Source organism: Streptomyces sp. NPDC048516 (assembly GCF_043199875.1).
Classification (GTDB): domain Bacteria; phylum Actinomycetota; class Actinomycetes; order Streptomycetales; family Streptomycetaceae; genus Streptomyces.
The window spans coordinates 106,931-125,972 of the sequence record NZ_JBICWS010000016.1 but is presented as its reverse complement, the minus strand read 5'-3'; the positions used below and the strand labels follow the sequence as shown (position 1 = coordinate 125,972).

The 19,042-nt window shown below is 70.9% G+C and carries 18 protein-coding genes; 16 read left to right on the top strand and 2 right to left on the bottom strand.

Annotation, left to right across the window (positions count from 1 at the left end):
- Window positions 1-50: 50 nt before the first annotated feature.
- The 15 genes from pgsA to ACGFR7_RS28285 all read left to right on the top strand — a co-directional run bounded on the left by pgsA (window position 51) and on the right by ACGFR7_RS28285 (window position 15,784).
- Window positions 51-707, top strand: a complete 657-nt coding sequence (pgsA, locus tag ACGFR7_RS28355; protein ID WP_393324778.1) for a phosphatidylinositol phosphate synthase — start codon at window positions 51-53, stop codon at window positions 705-707.
- Complete coding sequence (locus ACGFR7_RS28350; protein WP_393324776.1) at window positions 704-1,678, top strand: phosphatidylinositol mannoside acyltransferase; 975 nt, start codon at window positions 704-706, stop codon at window positions 1,676-1,678. Before pgsA ends, ACGFR7_RS28350 begins: the two co-directional genes overlap by 4 nt.
- Window positions 1,675-2,835 (top strand): glycosyltransferase family 4 protein, encoded by a 1,161-nt coding sequence (locus tag ACGFR7_RS28345; protein WP_393324774.1) that lies wholly within the window; start codon window positions 1,675-1,677, stop codon window positions 2,833-2,835. The genes ACGFR7_RS28350 and ACGFR7_RS28345 overlap by 4 nt, the downstream gene beginning before the upstream one ends.
- A 228-nt stretch (window positions 2,836-3,063) precedes the next feature.
- Window positions 3,064-3,609, top strand: a complete 546-nt coding sequence (locus ACGFR7_RS28340; protein WP_393324773.1) for a hypothetical protein — start codon at window positions 3,064-3,066, stop codon at window positions 3,607-3,609.
- A 162-nt stretch (window positions 3,610-3,771) separates the two neighbouring features.
- Window positions 3,772-4,683, top strand: a complete 912-nt coding sequence (gene pdxS, locus ACGFR7_RS28335) for a pyridoxal 5'-phosphate synthase lyase subunit PdxS (RefSeq protein WP_328388563.1) — start codon at window positions 3,772-3,774, stop codon at window positions 4,681-4,683.
- Window positions 4,684-4,691: 8 nt separating this feature from the next.
- The gene (pdxT, locus tag ACGFR7_RS28330; RefSeq protein ID WP_393324771.1) at window positions 4,692-5,279 is read left to right on the top strand and encodes a pyridoxal 5'-phosphate synthase glutaminase subunit PdxT; all 588 of its coding nucleotides are present in this window, start codon (window positions 4,692-4,694) and stop codon (window positions 5,277-5,279) included.
- Between the two features lie 114 nt (window positions 5,280-5,393).
- Entirely contained in the window at window positions 5,394-6,146 is a 753-nt protein-coding gene (locus ACGFR7_RS28325; RefSeq protein WP_393324770.1) for a YebC/PmpR family DNA-binding transcriptional regulator, read from the top strand.
- 167 nt (window positions 6,147-6,313) lie between these two features.
- Window positions 6,314-6,892 (top strand): crossover junction endodeoxyribonuclease RuvC, encoded by a 579-nt coding sequence (gene ruvC, locus ACGFR7_RS28320; RefSeq protein WP_393324768.1) that lies wholly within the window; start codon window positions 6,314-6,316, stop codon window positions 6,890-6,892.
- A complete protein-coding gene (gene ruvA / locus ACGFR7_RS28315) occupies window positions 6,889-7,509 on the top strand; it encodes a Holliday junction branch migration protein RuvA (RefSeq protein ID WP_328388570.1) in 621 nt (206 codons plus the stop codon). Before ruvC ends, ruvA begins: the two co-directional genes overlap by 4 nt.
- 82 nt (window positions 7,510-7,591) lie before the next feature.
- The gene (ruvB, locus tag ACGFR7_RS28310) at window positions 7,592-8,683 is read left to right on the top strand and encodes a Holliday junction branch migration DNA helicase RuvB (RefSeq protein ID WP_393324766.1); all 1,092 of its coding nucleotides are present in this window, start codon (window positions 7,592-7,594) and stop codon (window positions 8,681-8,683) included.
- 161 nt (window positions 8,684-8,844) lie between these two features.
- The gene (yajC, locus tag ACGFR7_RS28305) at window positions 8,845-9,375 is read left to right on the top strand and encodes a preprotein translocase subunit YajC (protein ID WP_393324764.1); all 531 of its coding nucleotides are present in this window, start codon (window positions 8,845-8,847) and stop codon (window positions 9,373-9,375) included.
- A 151-nt stretch (window positions 9,376-9,526) separates the two neighbouring features.
- Window positions 9,527-11,311: a protein translocase subunit SecD gene (gene secD / locus ACGFR7_RS28300; protein WP_393324762.1), complete on the top strand. Its 1,785-nt coding sequence runs from the start codon at window positions 9,527-9,529 to the stop codon at window positions 11,309-11,311.
- Window position 11,312: 1 nt separating this feature from the next.
- A complete protein-coding gene (gene secF / locus ACGFR7_RS28295) occupies window positions 11,313-12,437 on the top strand; it encodes a protein translocase subunit SecF (RefSeq protein WP_393324760.1) in 1,125 nt (374 codons plus the stop codon).
- A complete protein-coding gene (locus ACGFR7_RS28290) occupies window positions 12,434-12,982 on the top strand; it encodes an adenine phosphoribosyltransferase (RefSeq protein ID WP_393324758.1) in 549 nt (182 codons plus the stop codon). The genes secF and ACGFR7_RS28290 overlap by 4 nt, the downstream gene beginning before the upstream one ends.
- 174 nt (window positions 12,983-13,156) lie before the next feature.
- Complete coding sequence (locus ACGFR7_RS28285) at window positions 13,157-15,784, top strand: RelA/SpoT family protein (protein WP_393324756.1); 2,628 nt, start codon at window positions 13,157-13,159, stop codon at window positions 15,782-15,784.
- A 63-nt stretch (window positions 15,785-15,847) separates the two neighbouring features.
- Here the strand turns inward: ACGFR7_RS28285 and ACGFR7_RS28280 are convergent, their stop codons facing one another.
- Both ACGFR7_RS28280 and ACGFR7_RS28275 read right to left on the bottom strand, forming a co-directional pair.
- Window positions 15,848-17,077 (bottom strand): DUF349 domain-containing protein, encoded by a 1,230-nt coding sequence (locus tag ACGFR7_RS28280; protein ID WP_393324754.1) that lies wholly within the window; start codon window positions 17,075-17,077, stop codon window positions 15,848-15,850.
- 250 nt (window positions 17,078-17,327) lie between these two features.
- Window positions 17,328-18,155: a peptidylprolyl isomerase gene (locus ACGFR7_RS28275; RefSeq protein ID WP_393324753.1), complete on the bottom strand. Its 828-nt coding sequence runs from the start codon at window positions 18,153-18,155 to the stop codon at window positions 17,328-17,330.
- A 162-nt stretch (window positions 18,156-18,317) separates the two neighbouring features.
- Here ACGFR7_RS28275 and ACGFR7_RS28270 point away from each other — a divergent pair, with 162 nt between their 5' ends.
- The gene (locus ACGFR7_RS28270; protein WP_393324751.1) at window positions 18,318-19,031 is read left to right on the top strand and encodes an MBL fold metallo-hydrolase; all 714 of its coding nucleotides are present in this window, start codon (window positions 18,318-18,320) and stop codon (window positions 19,029-19,031) included.
- Window positions 19,032-19,042: the final 11 nt, after the last annotated feature.

Sequence of the window (19,042 nt, the reverse complement as noted above, 5' to 3'; positions counted from 1 at the left end):
CAGCCGGTGGCCCCTTGACCGCGCGGCCCATATCGACCTCCGGGAAGGCCATGCTGAACAAGTACGCGCGTGCTTTCTTCACGCGTGTTCTCACGCCGTTCGCCGCCCTGCTCATCCGTATCGGCGTCAGCCCGGACGCGGTCACTCTCGTCGGCACCGGGGGCGTGGTGGCCGGCGCCCTGGTCTTCTACCCCCGGGGGGAGTTCTTCTGGGGCACGGTCGTCATCACCCTGTTCGTCTTCTCCGACCTGGTCGACGGCAACATGGCACGGCAGCTAGGGCGCTCCAGCCGGTGGGGGGCCTTCCTCGACTCCACCCTCGACCGGGTCGCCGATTCGGCGATCTTCGGCGGGCTCGCCCTCTGGTACGCGGGAGGCGGCGACAGCCTGATCCTCTGCGCGATGGCGATCTTCTGCCTCGCCAGCGGCCAGGTGGTCTCGTACACCAAGGCGCGCGGCGAGGCCATCGGGCTGCCGGTGAACGTCAACGGCCTGGTGGAGCGCGCCGAGCGCCTGGTCATCACGCTGGTCGCCTGCGGGCTGTCGGGTCTGCACGCCTTCGGGGTGCCCGGTGTTGAGGTGCTGCTGCCGATCGCCCTGTGGATCGTCGGCATCGGCAGCGCCGTCACCCTCGGCCAGCGTGTGGTGACGGTACGACGGGAGTCGGCCGAGGCCGACGCCATGGCACAAGGGGGAACGGGCGTATGAGTCCACTCAGCATTCGCCGGCTGCGGCTGGACACCGAAAAACTGGCGGACGCGCTCTACGCGCTGGGCTGGAGCACCGTCAAGAAGCTGCCCGAGGGCGTGGCCGTAGGGCTCGGCCGCCGGATCGCCGACACCGTCTGGAAGCGCCGCGGCAAGGGCGTCCTGCGGCTGGAGACGAACCTCGCCCGGGTCGTCCCGGACGCCACACCGCAGCGGCTCGCCGAGCTCTCCCGGGCCGGGATGCGCTCGTACATGCGCTACTGGATGGAGTCCTTCCGGCTGCCGGCCTGGAGCAAGGACCGGATAAGGGGCGGCTTCACGCCCGAGGACGTGCACCACCTGGTGGACGGGCTCAAGAGCGACCGCGGTGTCATCCTCGCCCTGCCGCACATGGGCAACTACGACCTCGCCGGTGCCTGGGTCACCACCAAACTCGGTGTCCCCTTCACCACCGTCGCCCAGCGCCTCAAGCCGGAATCCCTCTACGACCGTTTCGTCGCCTACCGCGAGGGACTGGGCATGGAGGTGCTGCCGCACACCGGCGGCTCCGCCTTCGGCACGCTCGCCCGGCGGCTGCGGGCCGGCGGCCTGGTCTGTCTGGTCGCCGACCGTGATCTGTCCGCCTCCGGGATAGAGGTCAAGTTCTTCGGGGAGGCGGCGAAGATGCCGGCCGGTCCCGCGGTGCTCGCCCTCCAGACCGGCGCGATGCTGCTGCCCGTCACGCTCTGGTACGACGACACCGCCGTCATGCGCGGCCGGGTCCACCCCGAGATCGAGGCCCCGGAGACCGGCACCCGCGCCGAGAAGGCCGCCCAGATGACCCAGGCGCTCGCCGACGCCTTCGCCTCCGGCATCACCGACCACCCCGAGGACTGGCACATGCTGCAGCGGCTCTGGCTCGCCGACCTGGAGCCGCGCGAGCGGTCCGCTGCCCCGGGCGGCCCCGCGGCGTCCGGAACGGAGACGGCGTGAAGATCGGCATCGTCTGCCCGTACGCCTGGGACGTCCCCGGCGGCGTGCAGTTCCACATCCGGGACCTGGCCGACCACCTGATCCGCCTCGGCCACGAGGTCTCCGTCCTCGCCCCCGCGGACGACGAGACCCCCCTGCCGCCGTACGTCGTCTCCGCGGGCCGCGCCGTCCCCGTCCCGTACAACGGCTCGGTCGCCCGGCTCAACTTCGGCTTCCTCTCCGCGGCCCGGGTGCGCCGCTGGCTGCAGCACGGCGCCTTCGACGTCATCCACATCCACGAACCGGCCTCGCCCTCGCTCGGCCTGCTCGCCTGCTGGGCGGCACAGGGCCCGATCGTGGCGACCTTCCACACCTCCAACCCGCGCTCGCGGGCGATGATCGCCGCGTATCCGATCCTGCAGCCCGCGCTGGAGAAGATCAGCGCGCGCATCGCGGTGAGCGAGTACGCCCGCCGCACCCTTGTCGAACACCTCGGCGGCGATGCGGTGGTCATCCCCAACGGCGTGGACGTCGGCTTCTTCGGCACGGCCGAGCCCAAGGCCGAGTGGCAGGGCCGCACGATCGGCTTCATCGGCCGGATCGACGAACCGCGCAAGGGCCTGCCGGTCCTGATGAAGGCGCTGCCCGCGATCCTGGCCGAGGTGCCGGACGCCCGGCTGCTGGTCGCCGGCCGCGGCGACGAGGAGGAAGCGGTCGCCGCACTGCCCGCCGAGATGCGCTCCCGGGTCGAATTCCTCGGCATGGTCAGCGACGAGGACAAGGCCCGGCTGCTGCGCAGCGTCGATCTCTATGTCGCGCCCAACACGGGCGGCGAGTCCTTCGGCATCATCCTCGTCGAGGCGATGTCGGCCGGGGCGCCCGTACTGGCCAGCGACCTCGACGCCTTCGCCCAGGTCCTGGACCAGGGCGAAGCCGGCGAACTGTTCGCCAACGAGGACGCCGAGGCGCTCGCGACTGCGGCGGTACGGCTCCTCGGCGACCCGGCGCGCCTCGCCGAGCTGCGTGAACGCGGCGCCCGCCATGTGCGTCGCTTCGACTGGTCCACCGTCGGCGCCGACATCCTCGCCGTCTACGAGACGGTCACCACCGGGGCGGTGTCGGTGGCCACGGACGAGAGGGTGGGTTTGCGGGCGCGGCGGTGGCTGGCGAAGGATTGACGTTTCGCTGCGCTTTGCCTGTGGCCCACGTTTTTGCCTTCCCGCCGTGGGGATTTGCCGCCGTTGCTCCCCCGCTGCCTGAAGGGCGTGGGAGGTACCCCCAGCGGACCCGCCCGCCGCAGGAGCGACGGCGGGAGAGCCAAAACGTGGGCCGGCAGCAAAGCGCAGCGGACCGGCCAAAAACGTGGGGCGAAAACATCGCGCCCCAGGCGCGTAAGGTGACCGGCCGTGACCACGTTCATCTGGATCGCCGCCGCGATCGTCCTCATCGGCATCTACCTGAGCTGGACGGCGGGCCGCCTCGACCGCCTGCACGCGCGTATCGACGCAGCCAGGGCGGCTCTCGACGCCCAGTTGCTGCGGCGGGCGTCCGTCGCGCAGGAGGTGGGGACGTCGGGGATCCTCGATCCTGCCGCCTCGATCGTGCTCTACCAGGCCGCGCACGAGGCCCGGCAGGCGGCGGAGGACCACCGTGAGGTCGCGGAGAGTGAGCTGAGCCAGGCGCTGCGGGCCATCTTCGCCGAGGAGGCCCAGCTGGAGGCCGTACGGGAGGCCCCGGGCGGTGAGCGCACGGTTACCGAGCTCACCGCCGCCGTGCGACGGGTCCCGATGGCCCGCCGGTTCCACAACGATGCCGTACGGGCCGCGCGTGCCGTCCGCCGTCACCGGGTGGTGCGCTATCTGCGGCTGGCCGGCCATGCGCCGTTCCCGCTGGCCTTCGAGATGGACGACGAGCCGCCCGTCGTCCTGGACGACCGCTCGGCCGGGAACTGAGCGGGCAGCGGGACGGCAGCGGGACCCGGGCGGTGCGTGCCGGAATCTGCGACTCCCAGCAGGGAAGAGCCACCGGCCTCTAATTGGCCCTTTTCCCGGGCCCCTCACTAACGGTTGTGTGGGCGCAGCAGTACAGCCACCCGGATTGAGTGAGGTCGAACCGTGTCCAGCACGCCCACCACGCCCCAGAACCCCGAGACCGGAACCGCGCGCGTCAAGCGCGGGATGGCCGAGCAGCTCAAGGGCGGCGTGATCATGGACGTCGTCACGCCGGAAGAGGCGAAGATCGCCGAGGACGCGGGCGCCGTCGCCGTCATGGCCCTGGAGCGGGTTCCCGCCGACATCCGCAAGGACGGCGGCGTGGCCCGGATGTCGGACCCCGACATGATCGACGGCATCATCAACGCCGTCTCCATCCCGGTCATGGCCAAGTCCCGGATCGGCCACTTCGTCGAGGCCCAGGTCCTGCAGTCGCTCGGTGTCGACTACATCGACGAGTCCGAGGTCCTGACCCCGGCCGACGAGGTCAACCACTCCGACAAGTGGGCGTTCACCACCCCCTTCGTCTGCGGTGCCACCAACCTGGGTGAGGCGCTGCGCCGGATCGCCGAGGGAGCCGCCATGATCCGCTCCAAGGGCGAGGCCGGCACCGGCAACGTCGTCGAGGCGGTCCGCCACCTGCGCCAGATCAAGGGCGAGATCGCCAAGCTGCGCGGCTGTGACCACAACGAGCTGTTCGCCGCCGCCAAGGAGCTGCGCGCCCCGTACGAGCTGGTCAAGGAGGTCGCCGAGCTCGGCAAGCTGCCGGTCGTGCTGTTCTCCGCCGGTGGTGTCGCCACCCCGGCCGATGCCGCGCTGATGCGCCAGCTCGGAGCCGAGGGCGTCTTCGTCGGCTCCGGCATCTTCAAGTCCGGCGACCCCGCCAAGCGCGCCGCCGCGATCGTGAAGGCCACCACCTTCTACGACGACCCCGCCGTCATCGCGGATGCCTCCCGCAACCTGGGCGAGGCCATGGTCGGCATCAACTGCGACACCCTCCCCGAGACCGAGCGCTACGCCAACCGCGGCTGGTAGGACGGCAGATGAGCACCCCCACCATCGGTGTGCTGGCTCTCCAGGGCGACGTCCGCGAGCACCTCAAGGCGCTCGCGGACACCGGTGCCCAGGCCCGGCCGGTGCGCCGCTCCGAGGAACTGGCCGAAATCGACGGCCTGGTGATACCGGGCGGCGAGTCGACCACCATGTCCAAGCTGGCGGTCGTCTTCGGCATGCTGGAGCCGCTGCGCGCCTTCGTCCGTGCGGGCAGGCCGGTCTACGGCACCTGCGCCGGCATGATCATGGTCGCGGACAAGCTGCTGGACGCCCGTGAGGACCAGGAGACGTTCGGCGGCATCGACATGATCGTGCGTCGTAACGCCTTCGGGCGGCAGAACGAGTCGTTCGAGGCGGCCGTCGACGTCGCGGGGATCCCCGGCGGACCGGTCGAGGGCGTCTTCATCCGGGCGCCCTGGGTCGAGTCGGTCGGCGGCGCGGTCGAGGTGCTGGCGACGTATGACGGGCACACCGTGGCCGTGCGGCAAGGTAACGTCCTCGCCACGTCCTTCCACCCGGAGCTCACCGGCGACCACCGGGTCCACGCCCTGTTCGTGGACATGGTGCGGCGCGCCTAGCGGGCCCGTCGGGAGCGGTGGCCGGGCGGCGGGCGGGAGTAACACCGTGTGACCCGGCCCCGGTAGGATCTGAGGCGTTCATTCAGACGTTGGTTACGCGAAGGAGACAGGCGGATGTCCGGCCACTCTAAATGGGCTACGACGAAGCACAAGAAGGCCGTGATCGATGCCAAGCGCGGCAAGCTCTTCGCGAAGCTGATCAAGAACATCGAGGTCGCGGCCCGTACCGGCGGCGCCGACCCGGAGGGCAATCCGACCCTCTTCGACGCCATCCAGAAGGCCAAGAAGAGCTCGGTGCCCAACAAGAACATCGACTCCGCGGTCAAGCGCGGTGCGGGTCTTGAGGCCGGCGGCGCCGACTACGAAACCATCATGTACGAGGGGTACGGCCCCAACGGTGTCGCGGTGCTCATCGAGTGCCTGACCGACAACCGCAACCGTGCCGCCTCGGACGTCCGCGTCGCCATGACCCGCAACGGCGGTTCGATGGCCGACCCGGGTTCGGTGTCGTACCTGTTCAACCGCAAGGGCGTGGTGATCGTCCCCAAGGGTGAACTGACCGAGGACGACGTCCTGGGCGCGGTGCTGGACGCCGGCGCCGAGGAGGTCAACGACCTCGGCGAGTCCTTCGAGGTGCTCAGCGAGGCCACCGACCTGGTCGCGGTCCGCAGCGCCCTCCAGGAGTCCGGCATCGACTACGACTCGGCCGACGCCAACTTCGTCCCGACCATGCAGGTCGAGCTGGAGGAAGAAGGCGCGCGCAAGATCTTCAAGCTGATCGACGCGCTGGAGGACAGCGACGACGTGCAGAACGTCTTCGCCAACTTCGATGTCTCGGACGATGTGATGGCCAAGGTCGACGCCTGAGGGGCGTGGCACGCTCGGTCGAGACGGGCCGACGGGGACACACCCCGTCGGCCCGTCCGTTTGTCAGTGGCAGCCGTTACTGTGCTGATCAGGGGCATGCGCTCTCCTCGGGGGTGTGCGTTCCCCGATCAGGAACAGCCGGGCGACAGTGCGAGGGGCGGGGAGCGATGAAGGTGCTGGGGGTGGACCCGGGGCTGACACGCTGCGGGGTCGGCGTGGTCGACGGGGTCGCGGGGCGCCCGCTGACCATGGTCGGCGTCGGAGTCGTCCGCACCCCCGCGGACGCCGAGATCGCGCAGCGTCTCGTGGAGATCGAGCGCGGCATGGACGCCTGGCTGGACGAGTACCGCCCGGAGTACGTCGCCGTGGAGCGGGTCTTCAGCCAGCACAACGTCCGTACGGTCATGGGCACCGCCCAGGCCAGCGCGGTCGCCATGCTGTGCGCGGCCCGGCGCGGGCTGCCGGTCGCGCTGCACACCCCCAGCGAGGTCAAGGCCGCCGTCACCGGCTCAGGTCGGGCCGACAAGGCCCAGGTCGGGGCGATGGTCACGCGTCTGCTGCGGCTGGACGCACCGCCGAAGCCGGCCGACGCCGCCGATGCCCTGGCCCTCGCCATCTGCCACATCTGGCGCGCCCCCGCGGTCAACCGCCTCCAGCAGGCGCATGCCGCGGCCCGCCGCGCCGCCTCCGCCACCGTCCCCTCCTCCGGCACCCGCCGGACGGCTCCCCAGAAGGGCACCCGATGATCGCCTTCGTCTCCGGCCCGGTCGCGGCCCTCGCCCCGGACACCGCCGTCGTCGAGGTCGGCGGTATCGGCATGGCCGTCCAGTGCACGCCGAACACCCTGTCCGCGCTGCGTATCGGACAGCCGGCCAAGCTCGCCACCTCCCTCGTCGTCCGCGAGGACTCGCTCACCCTCTACGGATTCGCCGACGACGACGAGCGGCAGACCTTCGAGCTGCTGCAGACCGCCAGCGGCGTCGGCCCCCGGCTCGCCCAGGCGATGCTGGCCGTGCACTCCCCTGACACCCTGCGCCTCGCCGTCTCCACCGGCGACGAGAAGACCCTCACCGCCGTGCCCGGCATCGGCAAGAAGGGCGCGCAGAAGCTGCTCCTGGAGCTCAAGGACCGGCTCGGCGAGCCGGTGGGCACCGGCCGCGCGGGCGTCGGCAGCGCCGTCACGGCCGGCTGGCGCGACCAGCTGCACGCCGCCCTGATCGGCCTCGGCTACGCCACCCGAGAGGCGGACGAGGCGGTCGCCGCCGTCGCCCCGCAGGCCGAGGCGGCCGTCGCCGAGGGCGGCAGCCCCCAGGTGCCGCAGCTGCTCAAGGCGGCCCTGCAGACCCTGAACCGGGCGCGATGACCGCCGCCGGCCGGGCCTCGCGCCCCCGACCGTACGACCACGCAGGCGGCCCGGCCGCCCCGACCCCACGAGGCAATCCGCAGTGAACTGGGACGACACCGCACCGCACACCGCCGAGGACGCCGACCCGGGGGCGCCCGACCGGCTGGTCGGAGCCGACGCGGACGGCGAGGACACCGCCGTCGAGGCCGCGCTGCGGCCCAAGGACCTCGACGAATTCGTCGGCCAGGAGCGGGTGCGCGAACAGCTCGACCTGGTGCTGCGTGCCGCCCGCGCCCGCGGTGCCACCGCCGATCACGTCCTGCTGTCCGGGGCGCCGGGCCTCGGCAAAACGACCCTCTCCATGATCATCGCGGCTGAGATGGGCGCCCCGATCCGGATCACCTCCGGGCCCGCCATCCAGCACGCCGGTGACCTCGCCGCGATCCTCTCCTCCCTCCAGGAGGGCGAGGTCCTCTTTCTCGACGAGATCCACCGGATGTCCCGGCCCGCCGAGGAAATGCTCTACATGGCGATGGAGGACTTCCGCGTCGACGTGATCGTCGGCAAGGGACCGGGAGCCACCGCCATCCCCCTGGAGCTCCCCCCGTTCACCCTGGTCGGGGCCACGACCAGGGCCGGTCTGCTGCCGCCCCCGCTGCGCGACCGCTTCGGCTTCACCGCCCATATGGAGTTCTACGCCCCCGCCGAGCTGGAGCGGGTCATCCACCGCTCGGCCGGGCTGCTGGACCTCGACATAGAACCCGAGGGCGCCGCCGAGATCGCCGGCCGCTCCCGCGGCACGCCCCGTATCGCCAACCGCCTGCTGCGCCGCGTCCGCGACTACGCCCAGGTGAAGGCCGACGGCCTGATCACCCGCGAGATCGCCTCCCAGGCCCTCGGGGTCTACGAGGTCGACGCCCGCGGCCTGGACCGTCTCGACCGTGCCGTGCTCACGGCCCTGCTCAAGCTGTTCGGCGGCGGCCCGGTGGGCCTGTCCACCCTCGCGGTCGCGGTGGGGGAGGAGCGGGAGACCGTCGAGGAGGTCGCCGAGCCGTTCCTCGTACGGGAAGGACTGCTGGCCAGGACCCCTCGTGGCCGGATCGGGACCCCGGCCGCATGGGCCCATCTGGGCCTCGTGCCGCCGCAGCAGCAGCCCGGCGGAAGCGGGCAGCAGGGCTTGTTCGGGGCGTGACGGCGCGGGGACTCGCCCGGTCAGGAACTGCGGTGGGATGCTGTGCGTTGTTCCACTGGTGGGGACTCGCCTAGACTCCGCCGATGCCGTTCGTATGGGCGGCATTCCCACCCCCGTATATGAGATCGCGCATCCGCGGTCGTGCGAAGGATTTCCGTCCCGTGAACATCGTGACTCTCCTCCCCTTCATCGTCCTCATCGGGGCCATGTTCCTGATGACGCGATCCGCCAAGAAGAAGCAGCAGGCGGCCGCGCAGATGCGCAACGAAATGCAGGCCGGCGCCGGCGTCCGGACGATCGGCGGCATGTACGCCACCGTCAAGGAGGTCCACGACGAGACCGTCCTTCTCGAGGTCGCCCCCGGCGTGCACGCCATCTACGCGAAGAACGCCATCGGAGCGGTCATCGCGGACGAGGAGTACAACCGCATCCTGGACGGTGCCGACCCGCTGCACGCCGACGAGCCGGTCGTCCCGGACGACGCCTCCTCACTGACCGCCGGTGCGTCCACCGAACAGGGTGACAAGATCGACCTGGGCAAGGCCGACGTCCCGGCCGCCGAGCCCGCCGGGGACAAGCCCGCCGCCGAGGCCGAGGACACCAAGGCCGCCGGCGACGCCAAGGACACCGTCAAGGCCGACGCGGACACCGCCAAGGACGACAAGAAGTCCGGCGACGACGAAGCGAAGTAGTCCGCCCCACGGAACCGCGGAGCACGCGTGGAGTGTCGTGCGCCGCGGTTCCGGGACGGTCTAGGCTCCGGCGGGGGCACGTCCCCACAAGACTTCGTGGCCCCTCGGCCGGCATCCCTGGCCGAGGGGTTGGACAGGGAGATACGAGAAGGTGGCAGCACCGAAGAAGGGCCGCAGGACGCCCGCGAGCCAGGGGCATCCGGGCCGCACCCTGATCCTGGTCCTGATCGCCATGGCAGGGCTGATCGGAGGCATGTTCTACTCCGGCACGCTGACGCCGCGGCTGGGCATCGACCTGGCGGGCGGCACCAGCTTCACGCTGGCGGCCCAGAATCAGCCGGGCAAGCCCAACGCGATCAACGAGACCAATATGAAAACCGCCGCCGAGATCATGGAGCGACGGGTCAACGGCCTCGGTGTGACCGAGTCCGAGGTCCAGACGCAGGGCAGCAACCACATCATCGTGAACATCCCCAAGGGGACGGACGCGAAGCAGGCGCGCCAGCAGGTCGGCACCACCGCCCAGCTCGGGTTCCGGCCGGTGCTGACCACCACCGCGGGCGCCAAGACTCCCGAGCAGCCCAAGCCCGGCCCCTCCCAGAGCGGCGCGAACGGCAAGGGCAAGGGCGACAAGGCCGCGGGTGACCCGGCCAAGAGCCAGCAGGGCAGCGGGCAGAAGGCCTCTTCCCCGCAGTCGCCGGACTCGAAGCCGACGACGCAGGGCCGCGCGGTGACCGCTTCGCTGAAGAAGGCACCGTCCGCCAAGCCCACCCCCTCCGCCAAGCCCTCCGCGCCCCCGGTGCAGCCGACGCCTCCGGGCGGAGCGGCCATTCCGCCGGCCCTCCAGAAGCAGCTCAACGCGCTCGACTGCTCCACGAAGAAGGGCCGCGCGGCCGCGGGCGAGAAGGCCGCGGGCACCAAGCCGTCCGACCCGATCGTGGCGTGCAAGCAGGACGGCGCCCAGAAGTACGTGCTCGGCCCGGTCGCCGTCGAGGGCACGGACGTCAGCAGCGCCAAGGCCGTCTTCGACAGTCAGCAGGGCCAGGGCTGGATCGTCCAGATGGACTTCACCTCCGAGGGAGGCAAGAAGTTCGGGGACATCACCGGCAAGCTCGCCACCAAGGCGCCGCCGCAGAACCAGTTCGGGATCGTCCTCGACGGTGCGGTCGTGTCCTCCCCCTCGGTCGACAAGCCGATCATGGGCGGCGGAGCCACCATCTCCGGCGGCTTCACCCAGCAGTCCGCCGAGGACCTGGGCAACATGCTCTCCTACGGTGCGCTGCCGCTCTCCTTCAAGATCGACGACGAGACCACGGTCACCGCGGCCCTCGGCGGCGAGCAGCTGCACGCCGGTCTGATCGCCGGCGCCATCGGCCTCGCACTGGTCGTCATCTACCTCGTCGCCTACTACCGGGGACTGGCGCTGGTCGCGCTGGCGAGCCTGGGCGTCTCGGCGGTCCTGACATACACGATCATGACCTTGCTCGGCCCGGCCATCGGGTTCGCACTGAACCTCCCGGCGGTCTGTGGTGCCATCGTGGCCATCGGTATCACCGCCGACTCGTTCATCGTCTACTTCGAACGCATCCGGGACGAGATCCGGGAGGGACGCACGCTGCGTCCGGCCGTCGAGCGCGGCTGGCCGCGGGCCCGCCGCACGATCCTGGTCTCCGACTTCGTGTCGTTCCTGGCCGCCGCGGTGCTGTTCATCGTCACCGTCGGCAAGGTGCAGGGCTTCGCCTTCACGCTCGGCCTGACCACCGTCCTCGACGTCGTCGTGGTCTTCCTCTTCACCAAGCCCCTGATGACCCTGCTGGCCCGGCGGAAGTTCTTCTCCGACGGCCATTCCTGGTCCGGCCTCGACCCCAAGCGCCTGGGCGCCAAGCCGCCGCTGCGCCGTCGTCGCGGCGCCGCCCCCACCACGAAGGAGGCGTGAGATGTCCAAGCTCGGCAACATCGGCGCCCGGCTCTACCGCGGCGAGGTCGGCTACGACTTCATCGGCAAGCGCAAGATCTGGTACGGCCTCTCGATCCTCATCACCATCGTGGCCATCGTCGGCCTCGGGGTGTGCGGCCTGAACAAGGGCATCGAGTTCTCCGGCGGCGCGGTCTTCACCACCCCGAAGACCTCCGTGTCCACCTCCGAGGCCCAGCACAATGCCGAGTCGGCGGCCGGCGGCCGCCAGGCCGTGGTGCAGAAGCTCGCCAACAGCGGCGCCCTGCGCATCCAGATCAGCGGTCTGGACACCAAGCAGGCGGTGCCGGTCCAGGAAGAGCTCGCCAAGGACCTGAACGTCCCGGTCAAGGACGTCAACACCCAGCTGGTCGGCCCGAGTTGGGGTGAGCAGATCGCCAACAAGGCATGGCTGGGCCTGGGGATCTTCATGGTCCTCGTGGTGCTCTATCTGGCCATCGCCTTCGAGTGGCGGATGGCGGTGGCCGCCCTGGTCGCGCTGATCCACGACCTGACGATCACGGTCGGCATCTACGCCCTGGTCGGCTTCGAGGTCACGCCCGGCACGGTCATCGGTCTGCTGACGATCCTCGGTTACTCCCTGTACGACACGGTCGTCGTCTTCGACAGCCTCAAGGAAGCCTCCAAGGACATCACCAAGCAGACCCGCTTCACCTACACCGAGATCGCCAACCGCAGCATCAACGGCACCCTGGTGCGCTCCATCAACACCACCGTCGTGGCGCTGCTCCCGGTCGCCGGTCTGCTGTTCGTCGGCGGCGGTGTCCTGGGCGCGGGCATGCTCAACGACATCTCGCTGGCCCTGTTCGTCGGCCTTGCCGCCGGTGCGTACTCCTCGATCTTCATCGCGACCCCGCTGGTCGCGGACCTGAAGAACCGTGAGCCGCAGATGAAGGCACTGGCCAAGCGGGTCAAGGCGAAGCGTGCCGCGGCCGAGGCCAAGGCCGCGGGCCAGGAGGACGCCCAGGACGAGGCGGCCGGCGCGGCGGACGCCGAGGACGGTGACGGCGCCGCGGTTGTCGGCCCCCGCCGGCAGCCCGCCTCCCGCAACCGCGGACGCGGCCGCCCGTCGGGCAAGCGCCGGTGAGCGCCCCCGCAGAGCTGCGTGAGCTGCTGCTCAGCCGGATCGCGGACGTCCCGGACCACCCCCAGCCGGGCGTGATGTTCAAGGACATCACCCCGCTGCTGGCCGACCCGGCCGCCTTCGGCGCGCTGACCGAGGCGTTCGCCGAACTGTGCGGGCGGCACCGCGTGGACAAGATCGTGGGCCTGGAGGCCCGCGGGTTCATACTCGCCGCCCCGGTCGCGGTCCGGGCCGGTATCGGCTTCGTCCCCGTACGCAAGGCGGGCAAGCTGCCCGGCGCGACGCTCGGACAGGCGTACGAGCTGGAGTACGGCACGGCCGAGATCGAGATGCATGCCGATGCGCTGGCCCCGGGCGACCGGGTGCTGGTGATCGACGACGTCCTCGCCACCGGCGGCACCGCCGACGCCTCGCTGCAGCTCATCCGCCGTGCGGGTGCCGAGGTCGCGGGCGTGGCGGTCCTGCTGGAGCTGGGCTTCCTGGCCGGGCGGGAACGGCTGGAGCCGGGCCTGAAGGGCGCTGTGCTGGAGGCTCTGATCACGGTCTGAGCCGCGCTCGCACCGCACCGTCGCGCAAACAGGGGCATCCGGAAGAATCCGGGTGCCCCTGCTGCTGTGTCATGTACGGAACCCCGGCCGCGGGGGAGCAGCGGCCCCGAGGTCGATACCATGGCACCCCGGCCCGTTCGAGGTCCTGGGGTCCCAGCCGCCTGAGGAGTGCTCTTGCCAGACGAGGCCCAGCCGCTCTCCCCCGGACTGCGTCCGGCGGGATCCGACGCCGCGCGCCCGGACGAGCCGAAGCCGGCGGCCGCGGCGCCCTCGAACGCGCCCCAGCCCGAGCGGCAGGGCGCGTCCGACGGCACCACCGCGCCCCGGCCCAAGGGCGGCGGATCGACCGCGTCCCAGGACCCCGCCGAGCGGCCCCGCCCGGCGCCCAAGCCGGGCCCGGCGGCCTCCTCGCCCCAGCCGGCGGCGCCGTCCCGTGCGGCCAAGCCGCCCGCCAAGGCCGACCAGCCCGCTCCGCCCAAGCCGCCGGCCCCCACCTCCGCCGGCCGTTCCGGCTCGCCCAACCGGGTGCGGGCCCGCCTCGCCCGGCTCGGCGTCCAGCGCTCCAGCCCGTACAACCCGGTCCTGGAGCCGCTGCTGCGGGCCGTCCGCGGCAACGACCCCAAGATCGAGACCGGCACGCTGCGCCAGATCGAGCGCGCCTATCAGGTCGCCGAGCGCTGGCACCGCGGCCAGAAGCGCAAGAGCGGTGACCCGTACATCACCCACCCGCTCGCGGTGACGACGATCCTCGCCGAGCTGGGCATGGACCCGGCGACGCTGATGGCCGGCCTGCTGCACGACACCGTCGAGGACACCGAATACGGCCTGGACACCCTCCGGGGCGACTTCGGTGACCAGGTCGCGCTGCTGGTCGACGGCGTCACCAAGCTCGACCGCGTCAAGTTCGGCGAGGCCGCGCAGGCCGAGACGGTGCGCAAGATGGTCGTCGCGATGGCCAAGGACCCGCGCGTCCTGGTCATCAAGCTCGCCGACCGGCTGCACAACATGCGCACCATGCGCTACCTCAAGCGGGAGAAGCAGGAGAAGAAGGCCCGCGAGACGCTGGAGATCTACGCTCCGCTCGCCCACCGCCTGGGCATGAACACCATCAAGTGGGAGCTGGAGGACCTCGCCTTCGCGATCCTCTACCCGAAGATGTACGACGAGATCGTCCGGCTGGTCGCCGAGCGGGCGCCCAAGCGCGACGAGTACCTGGCCATAGTGACCGACGAGGTCCAGGCCGATCTGCGCTCCGCCCGCATCAAGGCCACCGTCACCGGCCGCCCGAAGCACTACTACAGCGTCTACCAGAAGATGATCGTCCGCGGCCGCGACTTCGCCGAGATCTACGACCTGGTGGGCATCCGGGTCCTCGTCGACACCGTCCGCGACTGCTACGCCGCTCTCGGCACCATCCATGCGCGGTGGAACCCGGTCCCCGGCCGGTTCAAGGACTACATCGCGATGCCCAAGTTCAACATGTACCAGTCGCTGCACACGACGGTGATCGGCCCCAGCGGCAAGCCCGTTGAGCTCCAGATCCGCACCTTCGACATGCACCGCCGCGCCGAGTACGGCATCGCCGCGCACTGGAAGTACAAGCAGGAGGCGGTCGCCGGCGCCTCCAAGATCCGTACGGACGTGCCGAAGAACGCCGGCAAGGGCCAGGACACCGTCAACGACATGGCCTGGCTGCGGCAGTTGCTGGACTGGCAGAAGGAGACCGAGGACCCGGGCGAGTTCCTGGAGTCGCTGCGCTTCGACCTGTCCCGCAACGAAGTCTTCGTCTTCACGCCCAAGGGCGACGTGATAGCGCTGCCGGCCGGTGCCACCCCCGTCGACTTCGCGTACGCGGTGCACACCGAGGTCGGCCACCGCACGATAGGAGCGCGGGTCAACGGGCGCCTCGTCCCGCTCGAATCGACCCTGGACAACGGCGACCTGGTGGAGGTCTTCACCTCCAAGGCAACGGGCGCCGGGCCCTCCCGCGACTGGCTCGGCTTCGTCAAGTCCCCCCGCGCCCGCAACAAGATCCGCGGCTGGTTCTCCAAGGAGCGCCGCGACGAGGCCATCGAGCAGGGCAAGGACGCCATCGCGCGCGCCATGCGCAAGCAGAACCTGCCGATCCAGCGGATCCTGACCGGCGACTCGCTGGTGACCCTGGCGCACGAGATGCGCTACCCGGACATCTCCTCGCTCTACGCCGCCATCGGCGAGGGCCATGTCGCCGCCCAGGGCGTCGTCCAGAAGCTGGTGCAGGCGCTCGGCGGCCAGGACGAGGCCACCGAGGACATCGCCGAGTCCACGCCGATCCGGCCGCGCTCCAAGCGCCGCTCCAGCGCCGACCCCGGTGTGGTCGTCAAGGGCGTCGACGACGTCTGGGTCAAGCTCGCCCGCTGCTGTACGCCGGTGCCTGGCGATCCCATCATCGGCTTCGTCACCCGCGGCAACGGCGTCTCGGTGCACCGCGCCGACTGTGTCAACGTCGACTCGCTGTCGCGGCAGCCGGAGCGGATCCTGGACGTCGAGTGGGCGCCCACCCAGTCCTCGGTCTTCCTGGTCGCCATCCAGGTCGAGGCGCTGGACCGCTCCCGTCTGCTGTCGGACGTCACCCGCATCCTGTCCGACCAGCACGTCAACATCCTGTCGGCCGCGGTCCAGACCTCCCGCGACCGGGTGGCCACCTCCCGCTTCACCTTCGAGATGGGCGACCCCAAGCACCTGGGGCACGTCCTGAAGGCCGTACGGAGCGTGGAGGGCGTGTACGACGTCTACCGGGTGACGTCGGCCCGGCGGCCGTAGCGGCGCAGACAGCGGGCGGCCCCGGTACGGAAATCCGTACCGGGGCCGCCCGCTGTTCTGCCGTTAACCGCCGAACTCCTCCAGGCCCTTGAGCGCCTGGTCCAGCAGCTCCTTGCGGCCCTCCAGTTCCCGCCCGAGCTTGTCGGCCTTGGCGTTGTTGCCCGCCGCCCGGGCCGTGTCGATCTGCTTCTGCAGCTTGTCGACCGCGTCCTGGAGCTGGCCGGTCAGCCCCGCGGCGCGGGCCCGCGCCTCAGGGTTCGTCCGCCGCCACTCGCCCTCCTCGGCCTCCTGGATCGCGCGCTCGACGGCGTGCATCCGGCCCTCGATCTTGGGGCGGGCGTCCCGGGGGACGTGGCCGATGGCCTCCCACCGCTCGTTGATCGAGCGGAACGCCGACCGCGCGGCCTTCAGGTCCGAGACGGGGAGCAGCTTCTCGGCCTCGACGGCCAGCTCCTCCTTGCGGGTCAGGTTCTCCCGCTGCTCGGCGTCGCGCTCCGCGAAGATCTCACCGCGCGCCTGGAAGAAGATGTCCTGGGCGCCGCGGAAGCGGTTCCACAGGTCGTCCTCGTGCTCGCGCTGGGCGCGGCCCGCGGCCTTCCAGTCGGCCATCAGCTCGCGGTAGCGGGCCGCGGTGGCCCCCCAGTCCGTCGAGTTCGACAGCGACTCGGCCTCCGCGACCAGCTTCTCCTTCGCCTTACGGGACTCCTCGCGCTGCGCGTCCAGCGACGCGAAGTGTGCCTTGCGGCGCTTGGAGAACGCCGAGCGGGCGTGCGAGAAGCGGTGCCACAGTTCGTCGTCCGCCTTGCGGTCGAGCCGCGGCAGGCCCTTCCAGGTGTCGACCAGCGCGCGCAGCCGCTCGCCGGCCGCCCGCCACTGTTCGCTGGCGGCCAGCTCCTCGGCCTCGGCGACCAGCTTCTCCTTGGCCTGGCGTGCCTCGTCGCTCTGCCGCGCCTTCTGCGCCTTGCGCTCCTCGCGGCGCGACTCGACGGCCTCGACGAGCTTGTCCAGCCGCTTGCGCAGCGCGTCCAGATCGCCCACCGCGTGGTGTTCGTCGACCTGGGTGCGCAGATGCTCGATCGCGGTCGTCGCGTCCTTCGCCGACAGGTCGGTGGTCTTGACCCGGCGCTCGAGGAGGCCGATCTCGACGACCAGGCCCTCATACTTGCGCTCGAAGTAGGCGAGGGCCTCCTCGGGAGTTCCTGCCTGCCACGATCCGACGACCTGCTCGCCCTCGGCGGTACGCACGTACACGGTCCCCGTCTCGTCGACGCGGCCCCATGGGTCGCTGCTCACAGCGCCTCCTCCACATGATGCCGACGGGGGCGTGCGGCCCCCCGGCATCGTCCACAGTTTCTGTCCGGCAGAGCCGCGCCCTGGCCGGTCCGACGGGCTGAATTGCGGGTGAGGGTGGCAGCCGTCGGAGCAGGCACCCTACACAACGCCAATCTAGGCGACCGGCGGTCCGCTGTCCGCATCCAGCACGACGAATTTCCGCGGTTCGCACGGGGCGGCGCCGCGGTGCCGCCCCAGGTCGTCCGGCCGGTCAGGACTTCTTCACGGACGCCTTGTCGATCACGACGGTGGCGTTGGGCGCACTGTTGCGGGTCTGCGGGTCGGTCGTGGAACCGGCCTTGGCGATCTTTCGCAGGACGTCCATACCGCCCGTGATGGTGCCGAACGGTGTGTAGTTCGGCGGCAGCTTGCTGTCCTGGTAGACGAGGAAGAACTGGCTGTCGCCGGAGTTGCGGGTCTTCCCGCTCGCCCCGTCGTAGCGGTTCGCCATCGCGACCGTGCCCGCCGGATAGATGCCGCCCTTGAGCCGCGGGTCCTTGAGGTTCTCGTCCGGGATGGTGTAGCCGGGGGTGCCCCGGCCGGTGCCCTTCGGGTCGCCGCACTGCAGGATGTGGATCCGGTCGTCCACCAGGCGGTGGCACCTGCTGTGGTCGAAGTAGCCCTGGCCGGCCAGGAAGGCGAAGGAGTTGACCGTGTGCGGCGCCTTGCCGGCGTCCAGCTTGAGACCGATCGTGCCGCAGGTCGTCGCCAGCTTCGCGGAGTAGGAGGCCGAGGTGTCGAGCGACAGCGCCGGTTCCTTGGCCCAGGTCTTCTTCGACGGGCTGCCCTTCGCGGGCCGGCCGCAGGGGTCCGGCGCCTTGGACGGCGTCGGGGCCGCGGCCCGGTCCTCCCGGTCGCTGCCGCCCGCGAGGCCCGCGGAGACGTAGACGACGGCGCCGGCGGCCAGCGCGACGGCCGCGGCGGACGCGATGATCACATTGCGGCGTTTGGTCTTCCGCTGTGCCGCGGACCGCCGTTGCTGCTGACGCTCGTACTTCCGGCGGGCGAGCTGCCGCCGCCGCTGATCTTTGCTGACCACCGGTCGTCTCCTTGTCCGATCATCGATCGCGCTCGTGCGCCGTGGCCGTACGGTATACGGGTTCGCCCTGCCGGGAGTCCCGCCGGTAGGCTCTGGAGCTGCCGAGATGTCCGGGAGGAGCGGCCTTGCGGGCCGGCCTCCACACCGACCGTAAGGACGAACGTGCTGATTGCCGGGTTCCCCGCCGGGGCCTGGGGCACCAACTGCTACTTGGTCGCCCCCGCCGCAGGCGAGGAGTGCGTCATCATCGACCCGGGCCACCAGGCGGCCCCAGGAGTCGAGGACGCGGTCGCAAAGCATCGGCTCAAGCCCGTCGCGGTCGTTCTCACGCATGGTCATATCGACCACGTCGCCTCGGTCGTCCCGGTGTGCGGCGCGCACGACGTCCCGGCCTGGATCCACCCCGAGGACCGCTACATGATGAGCGACCCGGAGAAGGCCCTCGGCCGCTCCATCGGTCAGCAGCTCCTGGGCGAACTCACGGTGGGCGAGCCGGACGACGTCAAGGAGCTGAGCGACGGTGCCGCCCTGGAACTCGCCGGGATGGAATTCTCCGTCGCGCACGCCCCGGGCCATACCAAGGGGTCGGTGACCTTCCGGATGCCCGGGCAGGCCGACATTCCGCCGGTCTTCTTCTCGGGCGACCTGCTGTTCGCCGGCTCCATCGGACGCACCGACCTGCCGGGCGGCGACCACGCCGAGATCCTGCAGTCGCTGGCGCGTGTGTGCCTGCCGCTGGAGGACTCGACCGTCGTCCTGTCCGGCCACGGCCCCCAGACCACCATCGGCCACGAGCGCGCCACCAACCCCTTCCTCCAGGAAGTGGCCGCCGGCCTCGGAGACGGCTTCACCGCCGCTCCACGACGAGGAATGTGACGAGAGCTTCC

Coding starts and splice junctions, on each gene's coding strand:
- pgsA (WP_393324778.1), top strand. CDS start 51: ATGCTGAACAAGTACGCGCGTGCTTTCTTCACGCGTGTTCTCACGCCG.
- ACGFR7_RS28350 (WP_393324776.1), top strand. CDS start 704: ATGAGTCCACTCAGCATTCGCCGGCTGCGGCTGGACACCGAAAAACTG.
- pdxT (WP_393324771.1), top strand. CDS start 4,692: ATGAGCACCCCCACCATCGGTGTGCTGGCTCTCCAGGGCGACGTCCGC.
- ACGFR7_RS28325 (WP_393324770.1), top strand. CDS start 5,394: ATGTCCGGCCACTCTAAATGGGCTACGACGAAGCACAAGAAGGCCGTG.
- ruvC (WP_393324768.1), top strand. CDS start 6,314: ATGAAGGTGCTGGGGGTGGACCCGGGGCTGACACGCTGCGGGGTCGGC.
- ruvA (WP_328388570.1), top strand. CDS start 6,889: ATGATCGCCTTCGTCTCCGGCCCGGTCGCGGCCCTCGCCCCGGACACC.
- secF (WP_393324760.1), top strand. CDS start 11,313: ATGTCCAAGCTCGGCAACATCGGCGCCCGGCTCTACCGCGGCGAGGTC.